Source organism: Streptomyces sp. NPDC048417, from assembly GCF_040651615.1.
Taxonomy (GTDB): Bacteria; Actinomycetota; Actinomycetes; order Streptomycetales; family Streptomycetaceae; genus Streptomyces.
This window is the reverse complement of record NZ_JBEZKI010000001.1, coordinates 340,451-363,784: the sequence shown is the minus strand read 5'-3', so window position 1 is coordinate 363,784 and position 23,334 is coordinate 340,451. Positions and strand designations below refer to the sequence as shown.

20 protein-coding genes and 1 riboswitch are annotated in these 23,334 nt (G+C 68.9%); of the genes, 10 read left to right on the top strand and 10 right to left on the bottom strand.

Going from position 1 to position 23,334, the window contains the following annotated elements; genetic code table 11:
* Nucleotide 1 precedes the first annotated feature (1 nt).
* From cydD to hisC, 4 genes are all read right to left on the bottom strand, one after another.
* Complete coding sequence (gene cydD / locus AB0D59_RS01775; RefSeq protein ID WP_362559500.1) at nucleotides 2-3,871, bottom strand: thiol reductant ABC exporter subunit CydD; 3,870 nt, start codon at nucleotides 3,869-3,871, stop codon at nucleotides 2-4.
* Nucleotides 3,872-3,974: 103 nt separating this feature from the next.
* Nucleotides 3,975-4,982 carry a cytochrome d ubiquinol oxidase subunit II gene (gene cydB, locus AB0D59_RS01770; RefSeq protein WP_362559498.1) on the bottom strand — a complete coding sequence of 336 codons (1,008 nt, stop codon included), beginning with the start codon at nucleotides 4,980-4,982 and terminating at the stop codon, nucleotides 3,975-3,977.
* 18 nt (nucleotides 4,983-5,000) lie between these two features.
* Nucleotides 5,001-6,509, bottom strand: coding sequence for a cytochrome ubiquinol oxidase subunit I (locus AB0D59_RS01765; RefSeq protein ID WP_362559496.1), 1,509 nt, complete (start codon nucleotides 6,507-6,509; stop codon nucleotides 5,001-5,003).
* Nucleotides 6,510-6,776: 267 nt separating this feature from the next.
* Nucleotides 6,777-7,856: a histidinol-phosphate transaminase gene (gene hisC, locus AB0D59_RS01760; protein ID WP_362559494.1), complete on the bottom strand. Its 1,080-nt coding sequence runs from the start codon at nucleotides 7,854-7,856 to the stop codon at nucleotides 6,777-6,779.
* 437 nt (nucleotides 7,857-8,293) lie between these two features.
* Here hisC and AB0D59_RS01755 point away from each other — a divergent pair, with 437 nt between their 5' ends.
* From AB0D59_RS01755 to AB0D59_RS01745, 3 genes are all read left to right on the top strand, one after another.
* The gene (locus AB0D59_RS01755) at nucleotides 8,294-9,406 is read left to right on the top strand and encodes a LacI family DNA-binding transcriptional regulator (RefSeq protein WP_089100504.1); all 1,113 of its coding nucleotides are present in this window, start codon (nucleotides 8,294-8,296) and stop codon (nucleotides 9,404-9,406) included.
* A 285-nt stretch (nucleotides 9,407-9,691) separates the two neighbouring features.
* Nucleotides 9,692-10,780: a metallophosphoesterase gene (locus AB0D59_RS01750; RefSeq protein WP_362559492.1), complete on the top strand. Its 1,089-nt coding sequence runs from the start codon at nucleotides 9,692-9,694 to the stop codon at nucleotides 10,778-10,780.
* Nucleotides 10,781-10,960: 180 nt separating this feature from the next.
* A complete protein-coding gene (locus AB0D59_RS01745) occupies nucleotides 10,961-11,830 on the top strand; it encodes a hypothetical protein (protein ID WP_362559490.1) in 870 nt (289 codons plus the stop codon).
* Between the two features lie 163 nt (nucleotides 11,831-11,993).
* On the opposite strand, the gene AB0D59_RS01740 is transcribed toward AB0D59_RS01745, so the two are convergent.
* Entirely contained in the window at nucleotides 11,994-12,926 is a 933-nt protein-coding gene (locus AB0D59_RS01740; protein ID WP_362559487.1) for a LysR family transcriptional regulator, read from the bottom strand.
* Nucleotides 12,927-13,128: 202 nt separating this feature from the next.
* Between AB0D59_RS01740 and AB0D59_RS01735 the strand changes: the two genes are divergently transcribed.
* On the top strand, nucleotides 13,129-13,515 hold the full coding sequence (locus tag AB0D59_RS01735) for a VOC family protein (RefSeq protein WP_362559833.1): 387 nt from the start codon (nucleotides 13,129-13,131) through the stop codon (nucleotides 13,513-13,515).
* 61 nt (nucleotides 13,516-13,576) lie between these two features.
* On the opposite strand, the gene thiC is transcribed toward AB0D59_RS01735, so the two are convergent.
* Nucleotides 13,577-15,397 (bottom strand): phosphomethylpyrimidine synthase ThiC, encoded by a 1,821-nt coding sequence (thiC, locus tag AB0D59_RS01730; RefSeq protein WP_362559486.1) that lies wholly within the window; start codon nucleotides 15,395-15,397, stop codon nucleotides 13,577-13,579.
* Nucleotides 15,390-15,567: riboswitch (TPP riboswitch) on the bottom strand. Its footprint overlaps the gene before it by 8 nt.
* A gap of 71 nt (nucleotides 15,568-15,638) precedes the next feature.
* Between thiC and AB0D59_RS01725 the strand changes: the two genes are divergently transcribed.
* Complete coding sequence (locus tag AB0D59_RS01725; protein ID WP_362559484.1) at nucleotides 15,639-17,159, top strand: YibE/F family protein; 1,521 nt, start codon at nucleotides 15,639-15,641, stop codon at nucleotides 17,157-17,159.
* A gap of 147 nt (nucleotides 17,160-17,306) precedes the next feature.
* Here the strand turns inward: AB0D59_RS01725 and AB0D59_RS01720 are convergent, their stop codons facing one another.
* The 4 genes from AB0D59_RS01720 to AB0D59_RS01705 all read right to left on the bottom strand — a co-directional run bounded on the left by AB0D59_RS01720 (nucleotide 17,307) and on the right by AB0D59_RS01705 (nucleotide 19,541).
* Nucleotides 17,307-17,744 carry an SsgA family sporulation/cell division regulator gene (locus AB0D59_RS01720; RefSeq protein WP_362559482.1) on the bottom strand — a complete coding sequence of 146 codons (438 nt, stop codon included), beginning with the start codon at nucleotides 17,742-17,744 and terminating at the stop codon, nucleotides 17,307-17,309.
* Between the two features lie 99 nt (nucleotides 17,745-17,843).
* Entirely contained in the window at nucleotides 17,844-18,632 is a 789-nt protein-coding gene (locus tag AB0D59_RS01715; protein ID WP_362559830.1) for a helix-turn-helix domain-containing protein, read from the bottom strand.
* Nucleotides 18,633-18,843: 211 nt separating this feature from the next.
* Nucleotides 18,844-19,056: a DUF5326 family protein gene (locus AB0D59_RS01710; RefSeq protein WP_351695787.1), complete on the bottom strand. Its 213-nt coding sequence runs from the start codon at nucleotides 19,054-19,056 to the stop codon at nucleotides 18,844-18,846.
* A gap of 167 nt (nucleotides 19,057-19,223) precedes the next feature.
* A complete protein-coding gene (locus tag AB0D59_RS01705) occupies nucleotides 19,224-19,541 on the bottom strand; it encodes a cupin domain-containing protein (RefSeq protein WP_362559480.1) in 318 nt (105 codons plus the stop codon).
* A 60-nt stretch (nucleotides 19,542-19,601) separates the two neighbouring features.
* Here AB0D59_RS01705 and AB0D59_RS01700 point away from each other — a divergent pair, with 60 nt between their 5' ends.
* The 5 genes from AB0D59_RS01700 (at nucleotide 19,602) to AB0D59_RS01680 (ending at nucleotide 23,331) form a co-directional block, all read left to right on the top strand.
* Nucleotides 19,602-19,979 (top strand): phage holin family protein, encoded by a 378-nt coding sequence (locus AB0D59_RS01700; protein ID WP_362559478.1) that lies wholly within the window; start codon nucleotides 19,602-19,604, stop codon nucleotides 19,977-19,979.
* A gap of 7 nt (nucleotides 19,980-19,986) precedes the next feature.
* Nucleotides 19,987-20,478 carry a low molecular weight protein-tyrosine-phosphatase gene (locus tag AB0D59_RS01695; protein WP_362559475.1) on the top strand — a complete coding sequence of 164 codons (492 nt, stop codon included), beginning with the start codon at nucleotides 19,987-19,989 and terminating at the stop codon, nucleotides 20,476-20,478.
* Complete coding sequence (locus AB0D59_RS01690; protein WP_362559473.1) at nucleotides 20,475-21,629, top strand: cystathionine gamma-lyase; 1,155 nt, start codon at nucleotides 20,475-20,477, stop codon at nucleotides 21,627-21,629. Before AB0D59_RS01695 ends, AB0D59_RS01690 begins: the two co-directional genes overlap by 4 nt.
* A gap of 230 nt (nucleotides 21,630-21,859) precedes the next feature.
* Nucleotides 21,860-22,765 carry a LysR family transcriptional regulator gene (locus AB0D59_RS01685; protein WP_362559470.1) on the top strand — a complete coding sequence of 302 codons (906 nt, stop codon included), beginning with the start codon at nucleotides 21,860-21,862 and terminating at the stop codon, nucleotides 22,763-22,765.
* Nucleotides 22,766-22,848: 83 nt separating this feature from the next.
* Nucleotides 22,849-23,331, top strand: a complete 483-nt coding sequence (locus AB0D59_RS01680; RefSeq protein ID WP_362559469.1) for an NUDIX hydrolase — start codon at nucleotides 22,849-22,851, stop codon at nucleotides 23,329-23,331.
* The last annotated feature ends 3 nt before the right edge of the window (nucleotides 23,332-23,334 follow it).

The window sequence follows — 23,334 nt, the reverse complement described above, 5'->3', positions numbered from 1 at the left end:
ATCACCGTCGTCCCGCCCCTGTCGGGGCCGATACCGGGGCCGCGCCGACTGTCGCCGCCTCCCGCTCCGCCATCTCCCGCAACGGCCCGGCCACGGCGGCCAGTTCCGCGTACGGCCCGTGCTGCACCACCCGGCCCTCGTCGAGCACGATCACCTCGTCCACGGCCTCCAGGCCCGCCAGCCGGTGGGTGATGAGCACGGTCGTACGGCCCGCGGTGGCAGCCAGCAGATCCGCGGTGAGCGCGTCCGCCGTCGGCAGGTCGAGATGCTCGGCGGGCTCGTCCAGGACGAGCACCGGAAAGTCCGCGAGCAGCGCGCGGGCGAGCGCCAGCCGCTGCCGCTGGCCGCCGGACAGCCGGGCCCCGTGCTCGCCGACCAGGGTGTCGAGCCCGTGGGGAAGCCCGTCCACCCAGTCCAGCAGCCTGGCCCGGCCCAGCGCGTCCCGCAGGTCCTCCTCGGTGGCGTCCTTACGGGCGAGCAGCAGGTTCTCGCGTACGGAACTGTCGAAGAGGTGCGCGTCCTGGGCGCACAGCCCGACGAGTCGGCGTACGTCGTCGCTGTCCATGGCGTACGCGTCCACGCCGGCCAACGTGTAGGAGCCCGCATCCGGGTCGAGGAAGCGCAGCAGGACCTGGGCGAGGGTCGTCTTACCGGAGCCGGAGGGACCGACCACGGCGATCCGTCGCCCCTCGTGGAGGGTGAGGTCGAGCCCGGCGAGCGCGTCCCGACGTTGGCCCTCGTGGCGGGCGGACAGGCCCTTCAGTACGACAGGGAAGGGCGCGGCGGGTGCCTGGCGCGGCCGCTCGGGCTCCCGTACGGGCTCGGGCGCGTCCAGCACCTCGTAGATGCGCTCGGCGCTCTTGCGCACCCGTTGCCGGTGCCGCACGGCGAGCGGGAGCCCCAGTACGGCCTCGAAGGCGGCCAGCGGCGTGAGCACGACGACCGCCATCGCCACCCCGCTCAGCCGGCCTTCGGCGACCCCCTGGGCGCCCAGCAGCGCCGTGGCGGCGACGGTCAGGCCCGTCAGCAGAGCGGTCAGTCCGTCACCGAGCGCGCTGGCGGCGGCGGCCCGCGAGGCGATCCGGGTGAGCGTGCCGTCGGCCTGCCGGGTGTCGTCGGTACGGGCGGGCAGCGCACCGGCGACGGTCAGTTCGGCGGTGCCGGTGAGCAGGTCGGTCACCCGGGTCGCGAGCAAGCCGCGGGCGGGTGCCAGCCGCTGCTCGGCGCGTCGGGCCACGGCGGAGGTCACCAGCGGAACACCGACGCCGGCCGCCAGCAGCCCGACGGCCAGAGCGGCGCCCGCCTCGGGCAACAGCCAGGCCGTGAACCCCACGGCCCCGACGGACACGGCCACCGCGACCCCGGCGGGCAGCAGCCACCGCAGCCAGTAGTCCTGCAGGGTGTCCACGTCGGCGACGAGCCGGCTGAGCAGATCCCCGCGCCTGGTCGCCCGAAGCCCGGCAGGTGCGAGTCGTTCAAGGCGCCGGTACACGGCAACCCGGGTGTCGGCCAGCATCCGCAGCACGGCGTCGTGCGACACGAGCCGCTCGCTGTACCGGAAGACGGCCCGTCCGATCCCGAAGGCCCGCGTAGCCGTCACGGCGACCATCAGATACAGCACCGGCGGCTGCTGCGAGGCCCGCGAGATCAACCACCCCGAGGTCGCCATCAACCCCACTGCGCTGCCGAGCGCGAGAGCCCCCAGCAGAAGAGCGAGGAACAACCGCCCCCGCCGAGCTCCGGAGTCTCCCCGCACCCGCCTGAGAACGCCCTGCGGAGACCCAGGCACCGACTCCCCCGAGCCACGCCCGGAAAGACCGAGCCGCCCCGCCGAGCCCCCCGCAGTCAGACCGAGCCCCTCCACCAAGCCGCTTTCCGACCGACCGGGCACTCCGATCTGCCCGAGCAAGTCCGCCGGCCCACTTCCCAACTCACCGGGCAACGCCGCCGGACCACTTCCCAGCTCGCCGGGCAACGCCGCCGGACCACTTCCCAGCCCACCGAGCAACGCCGCCGGACCACTTCCCTGCCCACCGAGCAACTCCGCCGGACCGCTTCCCAACTCGCCGAGCAACTCCGCCGGCCCACTTCCCAGTCGGCCGGGCAACTCCGCCGGCCCACTTCCCAGTCGGCCGAGCTGCTCGATCGCCTTGCCTTCCCATCGACCGAGTCGGGTGGTGGGTGGGCGAAGGGGTTGGGGGTGCAGGGGGCGGAGCCCCCTGGGGGCCTCGCTGCCGGAGAGCCTCACCACCCGGTCCGCCACAGAGAGCAGGGCCGGCCGGTGCACCACCAGCAGCACCGTCCGCCCCGCGGCAAGCCGCTGTACCGCCGCCACAACCTCCGCCTCGGTCGCCCCGTCCAGCGCAGCCGTCGGCTCATCCAGCAACAGCACAGGCCGGTCCGCGAGGAACGCCCGCGCCAGCGCCAGCCGCTGCCGCTGCCCGGCGGACAATCCGGCTCCGTCCTCACCGAGCATGGTCCCGGCGCCCTCAGGCAACGCGTCCACGAACTCCAGCGCCCCCGCGTCCCGCAACGCCCGCCGTACCGCCTCGTCGTCCGCGTCGGGACGCGCGAGCCGTACGTTCTCGGCGATCGTCCCGGCGTACAGATGCGGCCGCTGCGGCACCCACGCGATCCGCGACCGCCACGCCTCCAGGTCCACCTCGCCGAGCTCGGCTCCCCCGATCCGCACCCGGCCGGCCACCGGCCGCACGAACCCCAGCAGTACGTTCAGCAACGTCGACTTGCCCACCCCACTCGGGCCGACCAGTGCAACGGTCTCGCCGGGGTCCACGGTGAACGACACCTCGGTCACCGCGTCCGCCGAGCGATCCGGGTAGCGGACCGTCACTCCTTCGAAGGCCAGAACAGCATCAGAAGGCACCTCCCCCGCACCGGACACCGGCACCGGCGTCTCCAGCACCGCGAAGATCTCCTCCGCCGCCGCGAGCCCCTCCGCCGCCGCGTGGAACTGGGCACCCACCTGCCGCAGCGGGAGGTACGCCTCAGGTGCGAGCACCAGGATGACCAGCCCGATGTACAGGTCCATGTCTCCATGCACCAGCCGCATACCGATGGTCACGGCGACCAGCGCCACCGACAGCGTGGCGAGCAGTTCCAGCGCGAAGGAGGAGAGAAAGGCGATCCGCAGGGTCCGCATGGTCGCCTGCCGGTACTCCCCGGTGATCCGGCGGATGGACTCGGCCTGCGCCTTGGCCCGCCCGAACACCTTCAGCGTGGGCAGCCCTGCGACCACGTCCAGGAAGTGGCCGGACAGCCGGGACAGCAGCCTCCACTGACGGTCTGTACGGGACTGGGTGGCCCAGCCGATCAACACCATGAAGAGCGGGATGAGCGGCAGAGTGCCGACGATGATCGCCGCGGAAACCCAGTCCTCAGTGACGATCCGGGCGAGTACCGCGGCCGGTACGACCACCGCGAGCCCCAACTGGGGCAGATAGCGGGAGAAGTAGTCGTCGAGGGCGTCGACGCCGCGCGTGGCGAGGGTGACCAGCGACCCGGTCCGCTGACCGCTCAGCCAGCCAGGACCGAGCGCCACCGCACGGTCGACAAGCCGCCCCCGCAGTTCGGACTTGACGGCAGCGCTCGCCCGGTGCGCGGACAGCTCGGTCAGCCAGGAGACCAGCGCCCGGCCGATGGCGACGACCGCCAACAGGAGCAGGGGGGTGCGGAGTTCGGATACCGAGTAGCCGTGCTGGAAGGCGCCGACCACCACTTCGGCGATGAGCATCGCCTGGGCGATGACCAGCCCGGCCCCGACCGCACCGAGGCCGACGACCGCGACCAAGAAGAGGCGAGTGACTCGGGCGTAACGCAGCAGACGCGGATCGATTGGTTTCACGTGAAACATGCCCTTCGGTCCGGAGTGGGTGTTTCACGTGAAACACCCACTCCTTGGACTCATGCGGACTCAGTACGGGTCGGTGCGGGGTCAGCGCGGAGGCGGTGCCGACTCAGTGCGCGGCTTCGGCTGCGATGTGCTGCGTACCGATCCGCTTGCGGAACACCCAGTACGTCCAGCCCTGGTAGAGCATGACGAGCGGCGTGGCGATCGCCGCGAGCCACGTCATGATCTTCAGGGTGTAGGGGCTCGACGAGGCATTGGTGACCGTGAGGCTCCAGTCCGCGTTGAGCGACGACGGCATGACGTTCGGGAAGAGCGAAAGGAAGAGCATCGCCACGGCGGCCACGATAGTGATGCCGGACAGGGCGAACGCCCATCCCTCACGGCCCCGCAGGTTGGCCCCGAGCGCGGCGACCAGGGCGACAGCCGCCACCACGAGGGCCACCAGGCTCGTGCCGTCTCCGCTGTCGACCTGCGTCCACAGCAGGAAGCCCAGCGCCAGCACGGCGGCGAGCAGACCGACCTTGGTCGCCAGCTTCCGCGCCCGTACCCGGATGTCACCCACGGTCTTGAGTGCCGTGAACACCGCCCCGTGGAAGGTGAACAGGGTCAGCGTCACGAGTCCGCCGAGCAGCGCATGCGGGTTGAGCAGGTCCCAGACGGTGCCGACGTACTCGAAGTGCTGGTCGATCTTCACGCCCCCCACGATGTTCCCGAAGGCCACGCCCCACAGGAACGCCGGGATCAGCGAGGTCCAGAAAATCGCGGTCTCCCAGTTGCGCTGCCATTTCTCCTCGGCCCGCTTCGCTCGGTACTCGAAGGCGACACCCCGGATGATCAGGCAGACCAGGATCACCAGCAGGGGCAGGTAGAAGCCGGAGAAGAGCGTGGCGTACCACTCGGGGAAGGCGGCGAAGGTCGCGCCGCCCGCGGTGAGCAGCCACACCTCGTTGCCGTCCCAGACCGGGCCGATCGTGTTGATCAGCACCCGCTTCTCCAGGCGGTCCCGGGCGAGCAGCTTGGTGAGGATGCCGACCCCGAAGTCGAAGCCCTCCAGGAAGAAGTAGCCGGTCCACAGGACGGCGATCAGGACGAACCAGACGTCGTGAAGTTCCATGACTGCGTCTCCCTCGGCCTAGTACGAGAAGGCCATCGGCTTGTCGGCGTCACGGGGCTCGCCGCCGATCTTCGTGGGCGGGTTGAGGTCGGCCTCGGTGAGCTCGGGCGGGCCCGCCTTCACGTACTTCACGAGCAGCTTGACCTCGACGACGGCGAGGACGGCGTAGAGCGCGGTGAAGGTGATCATCGAGATGAGGATCTCGGCCTGGGAGACACCGGGGGAGACGGCGTCACGGGTCTGCAGGACGCCGTAGACGACCCACGGCTGACGGCCCATCTCGGTGAAGATCCAGCCCCAGGAGTTGGCGATCAGTGGGAAGCCGAGCGTCCAGATCGCCACCAGCCAGTACAGCTTGCCGAGCTTGGGGCTGAGGGCCTTGTTCTTGAAGAGGACCAGGTTCGGCACCTCGTCCTCACCGACCCGCAGGTGCTGCGGCAGCATGAACTTTTTGCGGGTCAGCCAGAGCCCGGCCAGTCCGATGGCGAAGGACGCCATGCCGAAGCCGATCATCCAGCGGAACGCCCAGAAGGTGACGGGAATGATGGGCCGGTAGTCGCCGGCACCGTACTTCTGCTGCTCGGCCTTGTTGGTGTCGTTGATGCCGGGGACGTACGAGTTGAAGCTGTCGTCGGCCAGGAACGACAGCAGACCGGGGACAGACAGTTCGACGGTGTTGTGCCCCTTGCTGACGTCGCCGTAGGCGAAGATCGAGAAGGGCGCCGGCTTCTGGCCGTCCCACAGGGCCTCGGCGGCGGCCATCTTCATCGGCTGTTGCTTGAACATGACCTTGCCGAGAGTGTCACCGCTGATCGCGGTGAGCATGCCGGCTATGACGACGGTGACCAGACCAAGCCGCAGCGAGGTCTTCATCACGGTGATGTGCTTCTTGCGGAACAGGTGGAAGGCGGCGATGCCGACCATGAACGCGCCCCCGGTAAGGAAGGACGCGGTCAGTGTGTGGAAAGCCTGGGTCAGTGCGGTGTTCTGGGTCAGGACGGCCCAGAAGTCGGTCAGCTCGGCGCGTCCCTTCGCCTTGTCGATCTTGTAGCCGACGGGGTGCTGCATCCACGAGTTGGCCGCGAGGATGAAGTAGGCGGACAGGATCGTGCCGATGGAGACCATCCAGATGCAGGCCAGATGGATCTTCTTGGGCAGCTTGTCCCAGCCGAAGATCCACAGCCCGATGAAGGTGGACTCGAAGAAGAACGCGATCAGCGCCTCGAAGGCGAGCGGGGCACCGAAGATGTCGCCGACGAATCGCGAGTAGTCCGACCAGTTCATGCCGAACTGGAACTCCTGGACGATGCCGGTGACCACACCCATCGCGATGTTGATCAGGAAGAGCTTGCCCCAGAACTTGGTCGCCCTGAGGTACTTCTCCTTCTCCGTGCGCACCCATGCGGTCTGCAGTCCGGCCGTGAGGGCGGCAAGCGAGATCGTCAGCGGGACGAACAGGAAGTGGTAGACGGTGGTGATGCCGAACTGCCAACGCGCCAATGTCTCCGGCGCCAGGGCCAGGTCCACGTCGTCAGTCTCCTTACGTCGCCGTAGTGCAGCGGCAGTTTGCCCCTTTTGCCGCAGACATCACGGAGCAAACGGGACACGCTTGTGAATGCATTCACATTCACAAGCTATTATGACGTACCGATTTTCGACGCGGACAGCGGGGGTCCTGTCTTCTCCGTCACGTCGCCCCACGGCCCTCGGTTTCACGTGAAACCCATACACGACGGGGCCGCCTCGGCGGCGACCCCGTATGTGGAACTGACCTACTGCTGGAGCTCCGTGCGGCTAGAGCTCCTTGCGGAAGTTCTCCGCCGCCTTCAGGAAGATGTCGTTCGCCTCGGTCTCCCCGACCGTCACCCGGACACCCTCGCCCGGGAACGGCCGAATGACCGCGCCATGCTCCTCACAGAGCTGTGCGAAGGCCGTCGTACGCTCCCCCAGCCGCAGCCACACGAAGTTGGCCTGGGTCTCCGGAACCGTCCAACCCTGAGCGCGGAGCGTCCCGACCACGCGCTGCCGCTCGCACACCAGCGAGCCGACCCGGCCGAGCAACTCGTCCTCCGCCCGCAGCGAGGCGATCGCCGCCTCCTGGGCGAGCTGGCTCACGCCGAACGGCACCGCCGTCTTGCGCAGCGCAGCCGCCACCGGCTCATGGGCGATCGCGAAGCCGACGCGCAGCCCGGCGAGGCCGTACGCCTTGGAAAAGGTCCGCAGGACACAGACGTTCGGTCGTTCCCGGTAGATCTCGACGCCGTCGGGTACCTCGGGGTCGCGGATGAACTCCCGGTAGGCCTCGTCGAGCACCACCAGCACATCGCCGGGGACCCGGTCCAGGAAGCGCTCCAGCTCGGCCCGTTTCACGACCGTGCCGGTCGGGTTGTTGGGGTTGCAGACGAAGATCAGACGGGTGCGGTCGGTGATCGCGTCCGCCATCGCGTCCAGGTCGTGCACCTCGCCGGCCGTGAGCGGCACCTGGACCGAGCGGGCACCGCTGATCTGCGTGATGATCGGGTACGCCTCGAAGGACCGCCAGGCGTAGATCACCTCGTCGCCGGGGCCACTGGTGGCCTGGATCAGCTGCTGGGCGACGCCGACCGAGCCGGTGCCGGTGGCCAGATGGCCGAGCGGGACGCCGAAGCGGTCCGAGAGCTCGTTCATCAGTTCCGTGCACGCCATGTCCGGGTAGCGGTTGAAAGCGGCAGCGGCCGCGGTCACGGCCTCCATCACGCCGGGCAGCGGAGGATACGGGTTCTCGTTGGAGGAGAGCTTGTAGGCGACCGGGCCGTCGGCCGCGGCAGGCTTGCCCGGCTTGTAGGTGGGGATATCCCCCAGCTCGGCGCGCAGCTTGGGGCTCGTCTCGCTCACCGCAGTCCTCCTCGCGACCACCGGCGGACCGTCCGCACCGCCGGCATCCAATACTGCTCACCTTATGAGGATTCGGCTCCGCTGCGTACAGCGGCGGAGCGAGCCGACAGGCGAGGGCCTGACCTCATCCGCCCCACCGGCATCACGGGCATCACCGCACGAAGGCGCATTTTTCGGGGGCGCGCCCTACATATATCTACGCGCCGGTGGCTTGCGCCGTGGCGCGCATCACCCGTGAAGGTGAGTTGAGACCTCTTCGAGACATCGGGCACTTGGCAGGCCCATGCGCGCCGACAAGTCACGTCTAGCCATTGGATCGTTCAACTGACTTTCTTTCTAAGGTAGTTGACCCCATTTGGCCTTGCAGAAACGTGCCTGTCAACGCGTGCATATGCGTCCGCACTACCCCACCGCATGAGCCCTACTATCGGCTCGCCATGACAGCAGCAGGGAAGCACCAGGTGAGCCGCGCGGAAACCTCTCGGCGAGGAAGCCGGCCGGGCCGGGCGGGCATCAGAGATGTGGCCGCCGCCGCCGGAGTCTCCATCACGACCGTCTCCGACGCCCTGAACGGTAAGGGTCGGCTCCCGGATGCCACCCGGCGCCACGTCCGGGAGGTCGCCGACCGGCTGGGGTACCGTCCCTCGGCCGCCGCCCGCACCCTCCGTACCGGCAAGTCGGGACTCATCGGCCTGACCGTGACGACGTACGGGGATGAACCTTTCACCTTCACCGAGTTCGCGTACTTCGCCGAGATGGCACGGGCCGCCACCTCCGCCGCGCTCGCCCGCGGCTATGCCCTGGTGATCCTGCCTGCGACCTCACGCCACGACGTGTGGTCGAACGTCGCCCTGGACGGCACGGTCGTCATCGACCCCTCCGACCAGGATCCGGTGGTCAGTGAGCTGGTCCGGCAGGGGCTGCCGGTGGTCTCCGACGGCCGCCCGGCCGGATCGCTCCCGGTCACCGCCTGGGTGGACAACGACCACGAGGCCGCTGTGCTCGGCATCCTCGACCATCTCGCCGACGCCGGCGCCCGCCGGATCGGCCTCCTCACCGGCACCACGACGGACACGTACACCCATCTGTCCACCACCGCCTACCTGCGTTGGTGCGAACGCGTCGGCCAGGACCCGGTCTACGAGGCCTACCCGGCACACGACCCCTGTGCGGGCGCCGTCGCCGCCGACCGGCTGCTGGCCCGCCCGGACCGCCCCGACGCCGTCTACGGCCTCTTCGACCCCAACGGCACCGACCTGCTCGCCGCCGCCCGCCGCTACGGGCTGCGCGTCCCCGACGACCTGCTGCTAGTGTGCTGCAGCGAGTCGACCGTGTACGCCAACACCGAGCCGCCCATCACCACGCTCTCCCTGAAGCCGCGCCGCATCGGCACCGCGGTCGTGCAGCTGCTCATCGACGCGATCGAGGGAGTGGAGTCGGACCAGCCGGTCGAGCAGGTGATACCGACCGAACTGATCGTGCGTACCTCCTCCCAGCGACGCACGCAGCGCACCACGGTCAGCCCGCCCCGGGCACCGGAGGAGGAGTAGCACGGACGGCCCGTACGTACGCACGGCCGATCCGTACGCACACGGAGGCGGCCGACGCGCCTGCCGGGCGTCGTCGAGTGACGGCCGGCAGGTGAACGGCGGGTGGTCGAACCCCTGCCCAACCGGGGCGAAAGCCGCACTGAACTGGAGTCCTGCTCCGATTCACCACCCCTGGGTCATCACACGGCGCGACGGGCGTTCCTATGATGGGCCCACGACACCGCGGGCCGCTGCGACCAGGCAGTCCGAAGCGGTGCAGATGCGGCGCGATGGTGGAGGGGTCTGATGACTCAGGGGGCCGGTCAGGGACCCGAAGCGGAACGGACGGCGGCGTTGCGCGACTTCCGGGTGCCCGCGTACGTCAACGAGACCGGTCCGTACGTCCAGAGCACCCACCCCGGCGACGTCGCACCGGCGCTCGACGAGCCGTACCCCGACGGATATCCCGAGGGGTACACGCCCACCCAGCGCGACCTGCCCGTCATCAACCGCGGCGACACGCTCCAGATGCCCGTCGACCCGGCCGTCGCCCCGGCCGCTCAGCTCGCGGCGGGTCCCGGCCCGCTGTACGTGGTCGGGGACGTGCACGGCTACTTCGGCGAGCTGATCGACGCGCTGCGGGAGCAGGGGCTGATCGACGCCGACGGGCACTGGTGCGCGGGCACGGCCCGGCTGTGGTTCCTCGGCGACTTCACCGACCGGGGTCCGGACGGCATCGGCGTCATCGACCTGGTGATGCGGCTGTCCGCCGAGGCAGCCGCGGCCGGCGGCTACTGCAAGGCCCTCATGGGCAATCACGAGCTGCTGCTGCTCGGCGCCAAGCGGTTCGGCGACACCCCCGTCAACTCCGGTGCGGGCACCGCCACCTTCCAGGCGGCCTGGCTGCTCAACGGCGGCCAGAAGACCGACATGGACCGGCTCCAGGACCACCACCTCCAGTGGATGGCCCGCCTGGACGCGGTCGAGGAGGTCGACGGCTATCTGCTCGTCCACTCCGACACCACCGCCTACCTCGACTACGGCGACTCGATCGAGGCGGTCAACGACACGGTCCGCGAGACCATCACGCGAAACGACGCGGACGAGGTCTGGGATCTGTTCCGTAAGTTCACCAAGCGGTTCTCCTTCCGGGACGAAGGGGGTGCAGACGCCGTCCGTTCCCTTCTCGATACGTACGGCGGTACCCGCATCGTTCACGGGCACAGTCCGATTCCCTATCTGCTGGGCGAAGTCGGCTCCGAGGACGGCGAAGAGAACACCGGCCCCGTCGTCGAAGGACCGCACGTCTACGCGGACGGGCTCGCCATCGCGATGGACGGCGGAGTGACCATGGCCGGAAAGCTGCTGGTCAGGCAACTTCCGCTGGACGCCTGAGCGTTCGACACGCTGTTCTGTACCCCGATGTCACACGCGGGCCACCCCCAATTTCCGGCAACCCCCTGTCACCGCGTGCCTTAACGGCTCTACCATCGGTTTATCCGTAGCAGGCTCCCCTCCGTTTCTGCCCGACGGCTCGCCGGCGTGCGAGCCCCAAGCCCTACGGAGCATCGGGGGATGCACATGAACAGCGTTCCGCAGCACCTGCACAGCGAGGACCGCCAGGAATACGAGCGGATCCTCGATGAGGCGCTGCGCTCCGCCCCTTACCGTCCCGAACTGGCCGGTACCGGCCAGCATTTGAACACCGAACAGCTGCGCACCATGGCGCTCAACGCCACCGCACTGATAGCGGCGGCCGCGGCGGCCGAGTACCAGCACTATGTGAAGGTCCGCGAGGAACTGCGCAATCCGGCGCGGTCCACCCCGGCCACCGTCCATGAGGCCGACTCCGCGGAGACGGCCATGGGCGGTGCGATGGGGCTCGCCACCACCCTCGGCGAGGCCGCCGAGACCACCGGCGCCGGCGGCTTCGCACTCGCCCTGGTCCTGGCGCCCGTGCTCGCCGGTACCGCCGCCGCGATCTTCCTGCTCGTCGGCTACGTCCTGAAGATGCTGGACCCGGCTCCGGCGTTCGCCCAGACCATGCTCACCGCGGGCTGGGTCTTCGGCGTCGTGACCGCGGCCGCCATCGTCATGGCGGGCGCGGGGCTGCTGCTCACCGCACTGCGCAACAGTCCCTCGCTGGAGGCCGGAGCCTATGGCGAACCCGGTGGGGATGTGGCCAAGGCCAGGGACGCCTGGCGGGACGCCCTGCTGGAGCGCGGCATCCTGCCCTTCCTGCGGGAAGCGCTGGCCACCGAACCCGGCACGTCCGGACTGCGCCGTGCGACCCCGTCGGGCCCTGGGGGCCGGATGCCGCGTCTCGGCTACGACCGTCCCGGTTTCAGCACCGACGACGGCACCTCACCCGCCGCCCGGCCGAGCTTCACGAGCCCGGACTACACCAGCCCGGACTTCGGAGGCCCGGAACACCAGCCGGAATAACCCGGCTTGCGCCCCCGCCCGGGGGCGCAGGCCGGACACCCGGTCACGAGACGCAGACGCGAAGCCGACCGACAGTGGGCTCGCCGAGTTTCTCGCGTGTTCGGCGTCGGTCGGCGATCGGCAGATGCACCCGGTTGCCCACCGCGGATGTGCTGCGAGATCTTCATCGAGGTGGACCTACCGCGGGACACGGCAACACCGAAGCGGTCGGCGACGGCTCTACGGCATCGGCCGCCGCTCTGACAAACGCACGCACCCGCTCTGTCGTGTTCCCCGCCGGCCAGACCAGTCCTCGCTCAATCGGCCGCGCATCATGAAGGGGCACATAGGCGATATCGGGTCGGGGGTAGTACTGCCGGGAATGCCCTCCGACCGGGAGGACCCCTCTACCCATCGCGACCAGGGTGAGCATCTCGGAGAACGACCCGCCGGCAGGCCCCTTCGGAACGGGCTTTCCCGACGGTGTGCGGTCCGGTGTTCGGTCTCTCTTGAAGGCCGCAGAGGTCACGTCCGGGTACTGCACCACGGGGTACTGAGCCATTGCTTCGACCGACACCGACGGTTCGCCGGCCAATGGATGCCCGGCCGCCACGGCGAGCACCCGCTCCTCCCTCAGCAGCACCGGCCCGCAGGCCATGCCGTCGAACGGGTAGGAGGCGAGGAGGATGTCGATCGAGCCGTCCAGCAGGCTCGCCCGGGAGTTGGACAGGTGTACCTCTCGGACATCGACCCGGCAGTCGGGATGACGTGCGGTGAACAGGCCGACGGCTCTGAGCAGGGCAGGCGCCGTCCACTCTCCGAGGAAGGCCACCCGCAGTTCCCCTGTGACGCCACGACTGGCGTCGGCCGCTCTGTGTAGTGCCTCCTCCATGGCGGCGACCAGGGGCCGCAGGTCATCGGTCAACTGCCGCCCGATCGGGGTGAGCCGGACGGTACGGCTGTTGCGTTCGAACAGCATGCCTCCGACGCGGCGTTCCAGCTTCCTGACGATCTGACTCACCCGCCCGGTCGTGATTCCCCACACCTCGGCGGTCCGGCCGAAGTGCAGTTCCTCGGCAAGCGTCAGGAAGACCTCGGTCTCCAGTCGCTCCAGCATGATCCCCCCGGCGTTTAATCTGGCTCAACAGTCGTACGTCGATCATGCCTTGATGGCTCCCATCGCACGGCCGATCGTGGAAGGCATCCCCATCCGGTCACCCATGAGACCCGGATCCACACCCTGAGGAAGCCTCATGAACGCCACTGACACCGCCGCCTCCCCGACAGCACGGCAGCGCTCCGGAGCCGGCGTGCCCCCTGTGCGCGTCAAGGCCTTCGATCACTTGGTCCTCAACGTCGAAGACATCGAACGGTCGCTGGACTTCTATGCCGGGCTCCTGGGCCTGGAGCCGGTCCGTCTCGCGGAATGGCGAGCCGGAAAGGTCCCCTTCCCGTCGGTCAGAGTCACTCCGGAGACCATCATCGACCTGGTCGTCCGCTGCCGGGGCGAGTCCAACGTCGACCACATCTGTCTCACCGTGGAGCCGGTGGACTGGGACGAGGTCATCGCGTCGGGGACGTTCACCGTAGTCGAGGGGCCCGTGGAGCGCTTCGGTGCGCGCGGCACCGCCACATCGGTCTACGTCCGGGATCCGGACGGCAACACGGTGGAGTTGCGCTGGTACCCGCAGGACGCCGAAGGGTGATCGAGCCGACGGTGTCGGTCCAGGGTGTCCGACAACCCGGACCGGCACCTCGGCGAGGAGTTCAGTCCGCCAGCGGCAGATACACCCTGTTCCCGCTGGCCGCGAACTCCTTCGACTTCTGGAGCATCCCCTCCGCGACCTCCTCAGGAGACACCCCCTCAGCCGCCCCGGCTCCGAACCGCTCTGTGATGCTGTGGCTGATCTTCATCGAGCAGAACTTCGGCCCGCACATGGAGCAGAAATGGGCCGTCTTCGCCGGCTCCGCCGGAAGCGTCTCGTCGTGGAACTCACGGGCCGTGTCCGGGTCCAGGGCGAGGTTGAACTGGTCCTCCCACCGGAACTCGAAGCGGGCGTCGGACAGCGCGTCGTCCCACTCCTGCGCGCCCGGGTGGCCCTTGGCGAGGTCGGCCGCGTGGGCAGCGATCTTGTAGGTGATCACGCCGGTCTTGACGTCGTCGCGGTTGGGCAGGCCGAGGTGCTCCTTGGGCGTGACGTAGCACAGCATCGCCGTGCCCCACCAGGCGATCATCGCGGCACCGATGCCGGAGGTGATGTGGTCGTACGCCGGCGCGACGTCCGTGGTCAGCGGGCCGAGCGTATAGAACGGAGCTTCATCGCAGATCTCCTGCTGAAGGTCGATGTTCTCCTTGATCTTGTGCATCGGGACATGGCCCGGGCCCTCGATCATCGTCTGTACATGGAAACGCCTGGCGATCCGGTTGAGTTCCCCGAGCGTGCGCAACTCCGCGAACTGGGCCTCGTCGTTGGCGTCCGCGATGGAGCCGGGGCGCAGCCCGTCGCCCAGCGAGTACGTGACGTCGTAGGCGGCGAGAATCTCGCAGAGTTCCTCGAAGTTCTCGTACAGAAACGATTCCTTGTGGTGGGCGAGGCACCAGGCCGCCATGATCGAGCCGCCGCGCGAGACGATGCCGGTCTTGCGGTTGGCGGTGAGCGGCACATACGGCAGGCGCACTCCCGCGTGGACGGTCATGTAGTCCACGCCCTGCTCAGCCTGTTCGATGACCGTGTCCCTGTAGATCTCCCAGGTCAGCTCCTCGGCCCGGCCGTCGACCTTCTCCAGGGCCTGATAGAGCGGAACCGTGCCGATGGGGACGGGGGAGTTGCGCAGCACCCACTCGCGGGTGGTGTGGATGTTGCGCCCGGTGGAGAGGTCCATGACCGTGTCGGCGCCCCAACGGGTTGCCCAGGTCATCTTCTCCACCTCCTCCTCGATGGAGGAAGTCACCGCGGAGTTGCCGATGTTGGCGTTGACCTTCACCAGGAACCGCTTGCCGATGATCATCGGCTCGATCTCCGGGTGGTTGACGTTGGCCGGCAGCACGGCCCGTCCCGCTGCGATCTCCTCACGGACGACTTCGGGGGAGACGTTCTCCCGGATGGCGACGTACTCCATCTCCGGGGTGACCTCACCCCGGCGGGCGTATGCGAGTTGTGTGACCGCCTCGCCGTCCCGGCTGCGGCGCGGCTGGCGCGGGCGGCCCGGGAAGACCGCGTCCAGGTTGCGCAGGCCGCCACGCGGCGAGGTGTGCTTGATCCCGTCGTCCTCGGGACGGACGGGGCGGCCCGCGTACTCGGCGGTGTCACCGCGGGCGGTGATCCAGTTCTCCCGCAGCGGCGGCAGACCCCTGCGGACGTCGGTTTCGACGAGCGGATCGGTGTACGGGCCCGAGGTGTCGTAGAGCGTGACCGACTGCCCGTTGGTGAGATGCACCTGACGGACCGGCACCCGAAGGTCGGGGCGCGAGCCGTCGACATACCCCTTGTGCCAGCCGATGGACTTCCCTACCCCTTGGGGGGTTTCGCCCACCATGGGCTGTTCGTCCTGGCTGAAGGCAGGCGTGCGTACGTCCTTGTTGGTCATGAGACCTACTCCCTACGCCGGCATTACCCGGTAACAGGTTCGGCGGTCGACGCAGCGGCTTCCGTCAGGCGGCGATTCATGTGAAACATCACTCGTTCCACGTGAAACATCGCGAATACGGAGGTCAGCGCCCTCTCAGCCCGGTGCTCCGAGCTCCCGCGTGTGCAAAGGTGCCTCCACGCTAGCGTCAATTCGGGCGCGGTGAACAGAGGGCCCCTGCCGTTCTTGCGATGATCGGGCGGTGACCACGACACAGCAGCACCCCTATCCGCCCCCCGACCCAAGGCGCGGCAACGGCGCCGCACAGGGCGGCGGAGCCGGCCACGGGGGCCATGGTGCCGGTGACGGACACGACCACGGGCAGGGCCACCAGTACGACCAGGGGCACGCCCAGAGTCACGACGACGGCCACACCCTCGGCCACCCGCCCGGCCAGGGACACGGCCAGGGCGGCTCCGGGGCAGGCGGCGGGCACGGTCACTCTCACAGCCACGGCCCCGCCGCGCCGGTCTCCAAGCATCTGCGCAAGGTCATCGCGGCGATCCTCATCCCCTTCACCGCCGCGGTCGTCGTCGGCCTCGTGGTGCTCTGGCCCGGCGGCGCCCCGTCGCACGAGCGCACCGGCGTCGGCTTCGACCGGCAGACGCAGGCGGCCACGGTCACCAAGGTCGTCTCGGTCAGCTGCAAGTCGGTCAACGCTTCCGGGGACAGCTCGACCGGCGACACCTCCACCGCGGAGGGCAGCTCCGCCAAGCAGGAGGAGGGCGGCACCTGCAAGAAGGCCACGGTCCGGGTCGACACCGGCAAGGACAAGGGCCGTACGTTCACCGAGATCGTGCAGCCCGATCAGTCACGCCAGCTGGACGAGGGCGAGAAGGTCGTGGTCGCGTACGAGCCCTCGGCGCCCAAGGACCTGCAGTACTCGGTGACCGATGTGAACCGGAAGTTCCCGATGGCGCTGCTGGCCGGGATCTTCGCACTCGCCGTCGTCGTGGTGGGCCGGCTGCGCGGTGTGATGGCGCTGGTCGCACTGGCCGTCAGCTTCATGGTGCTGACCCTGTTCATCCTGCCGGCGATCCTGCAGGGCTCGAATCCGCTGCTGGTGGCCGTGGTCGGGTCGAGTGCCATCATGCTGATCGCCCTGTACATGTGCCACGGCCTGTCGGCCCGAACCTCGGTGGCGGTGCTCGGCACGCTTGTCTCGCTGTGCCTGATCGGCGTCCTCGGCTCGGAGTTCATCGACTGGGCCGCGCTCACCGGCAACACCGACGACAACACCGGCCTGATTCACGGCCTGTACCCGTCGATCGACATGAGTGGTCTGCTGCTGGCCGGCGTCATTATCGGCTCGCTGGGTGTCCTGGACGATGTGACGGTGACCCAGACATCGGCCGTCTGGGAGCTGCACGAGGCCAACCCGACGATGGGCTGGCGCGGGCTGTACCGGGCGGGCATCCGTATCGGCCGCGACCACATCGCCTCCGTCGTCAACACCCTCGTCCTGGCCTACGCCGGTGCCGCGCTGCCGCTGCTGCTGCTCTTCTCGATCGCGCAGAGCAGCGTGGCGACGGTCGCCAACAGTGAGCTGGTGGCCGAGGAGATCGTGCGCACGCTGGTCGGCTCGATCGGCCTGGTCGCCTCGGTGCCGGTCACCACGCTGCTCGCGGCACTGGTGGTCTCGGCCGACCGGCAGAGCAAGGAAGCAGTCGCGTCCGTCGAGGCCCCGGCGCGTGGCGGGCGCGGGCATCGCCGGAAGCGGTGAACGTGCGACGGGGAGGCGGTGGGCGGCACACAAGGGTCCGGACGAGAAGAAGCGCTCCGGCACCCGCCCACGGACACGCAGAAGCGTTCCTGCGCATCCTCGCGCGGTTCGGTGGAGCGTCTGGTGCCCCGTGCCCTGTCGCTCGCTTCAGCCAGCGCTCTGTTCCTCGGCCAGGATGCGGTCCAGGGCCTCGTCCAGATGAGCGTCGAAGTCGGCGAGCGTACCTTCCTGGCCCAGCGGCACCAGCTTGTCGGTACGGTCGAGAAAAGCCACCAGCGGTGGTGCCGACGACCGGAACACCGCCTGGTCGCCGCCGACCTGAAGCCTGATCAGGACCTCGCCCAGCACCTCGGAATCGGCGGGCGCGATATGCACATCGCCCTCCCCGCACGGCCGGCCCACCCCGTCGATCAGCAACTCACGGCCGAAGGCCCAGGTCACCGGCGCATCCCCGGGCAGATGGAAGGTGAGCCGCACGGCATACGGATCACAGGTCTCGTAGCGCAACTCCACGGGGATGCGGAAGGAGAGCTCCTCCGATACGAGAAAGCTCATCATGACTTCTGCTTGTACGGACTCGCGCATCGCCTACCCCGTCATATGACACCGACTGGCCGGGATTTATCCCTTTGATGGTGGTCAAATCTTGCTGAACGTACACAGCAGATCACAAGGAGTGAGTTTTCAGATACTGATAGCGATCGCCAGCGATCCCAGATGCCGTCCCACCTCCGCCTGCAGCTGCCGCGCGGCGGGCAGCAGCCGGTCTGCCTGGTGGAGAGGCAGGGAGATGGCCACCGTGGCCACCGTGGTGCCGACGGTGATGGGGATCGCCGCGCACACCGTGCCCAGCGCGTACTCCTGGCGCTCCACCAGCGGCGCCATCCGCCGCGTCCGCTCCAGCCGCCGTAGCAGCGCATGGTCGTCACGGACCGTGTACGGGGTGAGGGCTTGCAGGGGATAGCGGTCGAGATGGTCACGGCGGGTGTTCTCGTCCAACTGGAAGAGCAGACACTGGCCGACGGCATGCGCGTGCCCGGTCTCGCGAAAGTCCGCCCACTCCTCGACCGCCGGGGTGCCCGGGGAGTCGGAGACACACATGACCTCGATCTCGCCGTCCCGGTACATCGCGTAGTAGACCGGCGCACCGATCGAATCCCGCCAGTGGGCGAGGGTGTCGACGACCGCGCTGCGACGTTTCTGCTGCGCTCCGCTGCTGCTCAGCCGTTCCGCCGCTTCACCGAGGAAGAACAGGCCCTTGTCGCGGCGCAGATAGCCTTCGTGGACGAGGGTGCGCAGCAGGTGGTAGGCGGTGGGCAGCGCGAGGCCGGTCTCGCGGGCCAGTTGTTTGGCGGGGGCGCCGTGTTCGTGCCCGGCGACACACTCCAACAGGCGCATCGCACGCTGCACGGAGCCGATGAGGGTGGCCGAGTGCGGCTGTGCTGGGTCGGCCTGGGTGGGCGGCCGCTGCACGGGGGGTGTGCCGGAACTGCGTTGGGTGGGGGGCGGTGGAAGTTCCGTGGGTGCGGAGGTGGCGTCAAGCGTGGCCAAGGGTCACTCCCGGAGCGCGAGGGGGTCAGCGACTCTAACCGTCCGCCACCGCTCCCGGTCGGCCCGTGCGGGAAACTTCCCTCCCCCGAGGGAACCGGTGATTCCTGTTACCGGTCACCGATTCCCACGGTCTTCACCAGTCGCTCTTCGACGAGGAGTTCGACATGAACTTCCGCACGATGTAGATCAGTCCGCCGACCAGCGCCACGAAGATCAGCAACTTGAAGAGCAGGTAGGCCAGGAAGCCGACGATGGAGCCGATCAGACCGCCGAACACCACCAGTGCGATGACCGGCACCGCGATCCACTTCACCCACCACGGCAGACCCGTGAAGATCTCTCGCATTGCCCTGCCCTGCTTTCCCGTGCGCTTCGGCACGTACGGTCGGTCTCGTGCCTGCCGCACGATGCGATGTCCTGCACTCGATGCTAGAGCCGCGAGGGGGCCGATCGGGGACCTCTGATCCCTTGTCCTCCCCTGACCTCTCCCCTAGGGAACCCTGAGGGGAGAGGTCAGGCCTCGGGCGGAGAGAAGACGACCAGAACCCTCAGGTCCTCGCTGATGTGATGGAACTTGTGGGCCACCCCGGCCGGCACGTACACCACGCTGCCCCGCGCCACCTGCGTGGTCTCCAGGCCGACGGTGATCGCCGCGCGACCGCTGACAACGAAGTAGACCTCGTCCTGGTTGTGCGGCTTCTGCGGGTCCTGCTCGCCCGCGTCCAGGGCATAGAGGCCGACCGACATGTTCCGCTCCCGCAGGAACTGCAGGTAGGCACCGTCGTTGGCGGCGCGTTCCGCCTCCAGTTCGTCCAGCCGGAATGCCTTCATCGCCGTTGTTCGCCCTCGCCCCACTGCTCGTATCTGATCTCGTCTGCCACGATCAGACACATGAAGAATTTCGTAGTCAAGACGATCGCCAACGCGGGCGCCCTGGCCGTCGCCGTGTGGCTGCTCGACAAGATCACCCTGACCGGCGACAGCACCGCCAAGAAGGTCTGGACGCTGATCCTGGTCGCCCTGGTCTTCGGCCTGGTGAACTTCCTGGTCAAGCCGATCGTGAAGATCCTGACCTTCCCGCTGTTCATCCTCACGCTCGGCCTGATCACCCTGGTGGTCAACGCGCTGATGCTGCTGCTGACGTCGTGGGTGTGCGACAAGCTCGACCTGAGTTTCCACGTGGAGGGGTTCTGGACGGCCGTCCTCGGCGGTCTGATCATCTCGATCGTGTCCTGGGCCCTGAACATGATCCTTCCCGACTCGGACTGAGCCCTCGATGACCTACCGCGTCTGCTTCGTCTGCACCGGCAACATCTGCCGTTCCCCGATGGCCGAATCCGTCTTCCGGGCCCGCATAGCCGAGTCCGGGCTCGACGACCGTGTCGAGGTCGACAGCGCCGGCACCGGCGGCTGGCACGAGGGGGACGGCGCCGACCCGCGCACCGTCCGCGTCCTCCAGAAGCACGGCTACGACGGCGGCCACACCGCCCGCCAGTTCCAGGCGTCCTGGTTCGCCCGCCTCGATCTCGTGATCGCCCTCGACTCTGGCCACCTCAAGTCTTTGCGCCGCCTCGCCCCCACCGAGCAGGACGCACGCAAGGTCCACCTGCTGCGCTCCTACGACCCCGATGCCGCCGACGACCTCGACGTACCGGATCCGTACTACGGCGGTCTGGACGGCTTCGAGGAGTGTCTTGAGATGGTGGAGGCGGCGAGCGAGGGCCTGCTCACCGCGGTACGCGACCAAGTGGAGGGAACGACGGCATGAGCGATTCCGACTCCGAGTCCGGCCTCGGCTCCGTGACAGGTGAGGGCACGCGCGCGGTGCGCGCGGGACTGCCCGAGCCGGTGAAGAACGAACCGACCCTGCCCGGGCCGGTATTCGCCGCACACTTCCACCTGCCGGGCGAGGTCGGCGGACCGTACGCCTACGGCCGTGACGAGAACCCGACCTGGACCCATCTGGAGCGCGCCATCGGCGAGCTGGAGGCACCCGGTGAGGACGTCGGGACGCTGGTGTTCGCCTCCGGCGTGGCGGCCATCGCGGCCGTGCTCTTCTCGCAGCTGCGCGCCGGGGACGCGGTCGTGCTGCCGTCCGACGGCTACCAGGTGCTGCCCCTGGTCCGCGCCCAGCTGGAGGCCTACGGCATCGAGGTGCGCACCGCGCCGACCGCCGGCGACGCCCAGCTCGACGTCCTGGACGGGGCGAAGCTGCTGCTGATCGAGTCGCCGTGCAACCCCGGGCTGGACGTGTGCGACATCCGTCGGCTTGCCGAGGCGGCGCACGCGCGTGGCGCCCTGGTCGCCGTCGACAACACCCTCGCCACCCCGCTCGGCCAGCGACCGCTGGCGCTGGGCGCCGACTTCTCCGTGGCCAGCGGCACCAAGCAGCTCACCGGGCACGGGGACGTCCTGCTGGGGTACGTCGCCGGGCGCGACCCGGAGGCCATGGCCGCCGTACGCCGGTGGCGCAAGATCGTCGGCGCGATCGCCGGGCCCATGGAGGCCTGGCTGGCCCATCGCTCCCTGGCCACCCTCCAGCTGCGGGTGGACCGCCAGAACGCCACCGCCCTGGTGCTCGCGGAGGCGCTCCTCGAGCGGCCGGACGTGACCGGGCTGCGCTACCCGGGGCTGCCCGACGACCCCGCGCACAAGATCGCCTCGCAGCAGATGCGGCGCTACGGCTCGGTGATCTCCTTCACACTGCCCACGCGCGCGCGTGCCGAGCGCTTTCTGGAGGCCCTGCGGCTGGTCGACGATGCGACGAGTTTCGGCGGGGTGCGCTCCACGGCCGAGCGGCGGCGGCGCTGGGGCGGGGACGACGTACCGGAGGGCTTCATTCGACTGTCGGTCGGGGCCGAGGATCCCGAAGATCTGGTGGCCGATGTGCTCCGTGCGCTCGATGAGTCGGATCGGTGACCGGATTACGGACGTCCTCACCGATCCGACTACGCATGACGGACGGTCCGAGCCTCCCCCCTCGTGGCTCGGACCGTCCCGGTTCTCGCGCGCCAAGAACCGCGCGACCAAGGCTAGTTGACTCTGCGTCAGTGTCCAATCACTGTAGGGGCAGAGACCTATCGACTTATTTATAGTTGTGGACTTGCCCCGAGGGCCGGCCAGGGGCGGGGCGAAGGGGAGGGTAAGCGATGGATCTGGCCTTGCTGCGGACCTTCGTGACCGTGCACAGGGCCGGCTCCTTCACCCGCGCCGCAGCCCTGCTCGGACTCTCGCAGCCGGCCGTGACCTCTCAGATCCGCACTCTGGAAAGACAGCTGGGCCGTCCGCTCTTCCTACGGCAGGCCCGTGGGGTGACCCCGACGACCATCGGCGACGAACTCGCCCACAAGGCAGCCCCGCACCTCGACGCGCTCGTGGAGATAGCGGAACGCGGCCTCGACGACGACTCCTCGGTACGTACCCTCCATCTCGCCGGCCCGCCCGAGTTCACCGCCGAGCGCGCCCTGCCCGCCCTCTCGGAGCTCGCCGGCGACGGCGGCCAGGGCTTTGCGCTGCGCGCCTCGTTCGGCACCGCAGAGGAGACCCTGGAAGGGCTGTCCGCCGGACATCACGACCTGGCCATCAGTACGGCCCGGCCGCGTGGCGCCCTGCTCACCGCTACCGCCCTCTGCGACGAGGAGCATGTACTGGTCGCCGCTCCCCGTTGGGTCGAGGAGATCGGCACCGGGACGGTACGGGACAAGGGCGCGCCCGTCCTGGAGAACCTGCCCGTCGTCGAGGTCCACGAGTCGCTGCCCTTCGTCTCGCGCTACTGGGGCTCCGTCTTCGACGCCCGGCCCGCCGCCTCCGGCACGGTTGTCGTACCCGATCTGCGCGCCGTCCTCGCCTGTGCGGTCGCGGGCGCCGGCCTTGCCGTGCTGCCCCGCTATCTGTGCACGGCCGCCCTGGAGCGAGGTGAGGTCATGGCGCTGCACGAGCCCGCCGTACCCCCGCTGCGGACCTATTTCCTGGTGGTGCGGACCGGCACACTCGCCATGCCGCATGTGGCGCGGGCACACGAGTGGCTCCACCACGCGGCTGTGGACTGGGGCTAAGAATGCGAGGGGGTGACACGATGCGGCCGTACGGTGGCGCTTCGCGATGTTTCACGTGGAACCAGCTGGGCCACATTTCTCCCATGACCGTCCGACCCGTGGTCAAGCGCACCGCCCGTGCCGTTCTCCTGGACGGCGACGACCTGATTCTGATCAAGCGCACCAAGCCAGGTGTCGATCCCTACTGGGTCACCCCCGGTGGCGGGGTCGAACAGGAGGACACCACTGTCGTCGACGCCCTGCATCGCGAGGTACACGAGGAACTCGGCGCCAAGATCACCGACGTGGTGCCCTGCTTCGTGGACACCGTGGAGCACATCGGCGACAGTGGCAGCACCACCGGCGTAAAGGTGCAGCACTTCTTCGTCTGCCGGCTGGAGTCCATGGACCCGGCCCTGCGGCACGGCCCCGAAGTCGACGAGCCCGCCGGCGAGTACGAGATCGTGCGCGTCCCCTTCACTCGCGTCGGGATCGCCTCCGTGCACCTCGTGCCGCTCTCCCTGCGGCACTACCTCGACGGCAACATCGAGGGTGTACGGGCCATGCACGCCCCCGACCTCGGGTGAAGG

Coding starts and splice junctions, on each gene's coding strand:
- cydD (WP_362559500.1), bottom strand. CDS start 3,871: ATGTTTCACGTGAAACCAATCGATCCGCGTCTGCTGCGTTACGCCCGA.
- cydB (WP_362559498.1), bottom strand. CDS start 4,982: ATGGAACTTCACGACGTCTGGTTCGTCCTGATCGCCGTCCTGTGGACC.
- AB0D59_RS01755 (WP_089100504.1), top strand. CDS start 8,294: ATGACAGCAGCAGGGAAGCACCAGGTGAGCCGCGCGGAAACCTCTCGG.
- AB0D59_RS01750 (WP_362559492.1), top strand. CDS start 9,692: ATGACTCAGGGGGCCGGTCAGGGACCCGAAGCGGAACGGACGGCGGCG.
- AB0D59_RS01745 (WP_362559490.1), top strand. CDS start 10,961: ATGCACATGAACAGCGTTCCGCAGCACCTGCACAGCGAGGACCGCCAG.
- AB0D59_RS01740 (WP_362559487.1), bottom strand. CDS start 12,926: ATGCTGGAGCGACTGGAGACCGAGGTCTTCCTGACGCTTGCCGAGGAA.
- thiC (WP_362559486.1), bottom strand. CDS start 15,397: ATGACCAACAAGGACGTACGCACGCCTGCCTTCAGCCAGGACGAACAG.
- AB0D59_RS01720 (WP_362559482.1), bottom strand. CDS start 17,744: ATGCGCGAGTCCGTACAAGCAGAAGTCATGATGAGCTTTCTCGTATCG.
- AB0D59_RS01710 (WP_351695787.1), bottom strand. CDS start 19,056: ATGCGAGAGATCTTCACGGGTCTGCCGTGGTGGGTGAAGTGGATCGCG.
- AB0D59_RS01705 (WP_362559480.1), bottom strand. CDS start 19,541: ATGAAGGCATTCCGGCTGGACGAACTGGAGGCGGAACGCGCCGCCAAC.
- AB0D59_RS01700 (WP_362559478.1), top strand. CDS start 19,602: ATGAAGAATTTCGTAGTCAAGACGATCGCCAACGCGGGCGCCCTGGCC.
- AB0D59_RS01695 (WP_362559475.1), top strand. CDS start 19,987: ATGACCTACCGCGTCTGCTTCGTCTGCACCGGCAACATCTGCCGTTCC.
- AB0D59_RS01690 (WP_362559473.1), top strand. CDS start 20,475: ATGAGCGATTCCGACTCCGAGTCCGGCCTCGGCTCCGTGACAGGTGAG.
- AB0D59_RS01685 (WP_362559470.1), top strand. CDS start 21,860: ATGGATCTGGCCTTGCTGCGGACCTTCGTGACCGTGCACAGGGCCGGC.
- AB0D59_RS01680 (WP_362559469.1), top strand. CDS start 22,849: ATGACCGTCCGACCCGTGGTCAAGCGCACCGCCCGTGCCGTTCTCCTG.